This window comes from Micromonospora endophytica (assembly GCF_003236305.1).
Taxonomy (GTDB): domain Bacteria; phylum Actinomycetota; class Actinomycetes; order Mycobacteriales; family Micromonosporaceae; genus Micromonospora; species Micromonospora endophytica.
The window spans coordinates 1-1156 of record NZ_POTX01000478.1 but is presented as its reverse complement, the minus strand read 5'-3'; the positions used below and the strand labels follow the sequence as shown (position 1 = coordinate 1156).

At 72.8% G+C, this 1156-nt stretch carries 1 protein-coding gene; it reads right to left on the bottom strand.

Going from position 1 to position 1156, the window contains the following annotated elements:
- Positions 1–1069: glycosyltransferase family protein (locus C1I93_RS30615; protein WP_258378394.1), on the bottom strand; the 1069-nt coding region annotated here is incomplete at its 3' end.
- Positions 1070–1156 lie beyond the last annotated feature (87 nt).

Sequence of the window (1156 nt, the reverse complement as noted above, 5' to 3'; positions counted from 1 at the left end):
ACACCGCCGGCAGCGACAGTTGCAGCACCGACAGGTAGCGGGCGTTGCCCAGCGGATCGGTCGCGGCGAGCGGGCTGCGCACGTACGACAGCAGGGTCAACGCCGCACCGACGACGAGCGCGAGGTGCAGCACCGGCCCGACCCGCGCGGACCTGCCGCTCGCCCGGCGGTACGCGCGCACCGCGAGCACCGCCGCGACCACCAGCAGCACCGGATAGAGCAGGCCGAACCACTCCTGCCCCCGCTCGCAGCCGGTGAGCGGGCAGAGCCCGGAGGCCAGCGGCACCCCCTCCAGCAGCCCGCCGGCCCACCGCTGCGCCCACGGTGGGTGTGCCCCGGAGCCGCCGCTGACGGAACGCAGCACCGACAGCGAGTCCTTGCCGGGCGGCGCGACCAGATTGTCGTAGATCATCGGGGCGACGCCGACGGTGAACCCGGCGACCAGCAGCAGCCCGGCCAGGCCGACCAACTCCCGGCGCAACGCCCAGACCAGCGCCAGCCCCGCCGCCGCCAGGTACGGCACGATCAGCCAGTCCGACCAGAGCGCCAGACCGGCGAGCAGCCCGAAACCACCCACCGCCAGCCACCGGCGTCGCACGGTCCGCTGGGCCAGACCCAGCACCACCAGCAGCATCACCAGCACCGCGACCTTGACCTCCGGCCGCCCACCGACGGTGGTCACCTGGTCCCGGACGACCCGCTCGCTGCCGAGCGCCAGCAGCCCCACCACAAGCGTGGCGAACCACGGCGAGCCGATCCGCCGGGTCAACCGGTGCATCAGCCACAGGAACAGCGCGTAGAGCACGAGCACCGGCAGCCGCAGCACCGGCCAACTCGGCCCGGTCACCGCGATCAGCGGCGCGGCCAGGTAGGACTGGAGCATGCCCATGTAGTGCTGGCCGTAGAGGAACACCGGGAACTCCCGGCCCTGCGCGATGTGCCACGCGGCCAGCCCGAACGTAGCCTCGTCGCTGTTGGCCACCGGCACGGTCTCCAGCACCAGGAACAACCGGTAACCGATCCCCGCCAGCCCGAGCAACAGCGCCACCAACGCCGCCCGGTCGCGCACCCCCACCCCCTCGCAAGGAAGGGCCCCCTGTTAACGCCTCGTGTATAGGCGGGGCCCCCTCTTAACAACTGGCGTACCGGGAGCGCG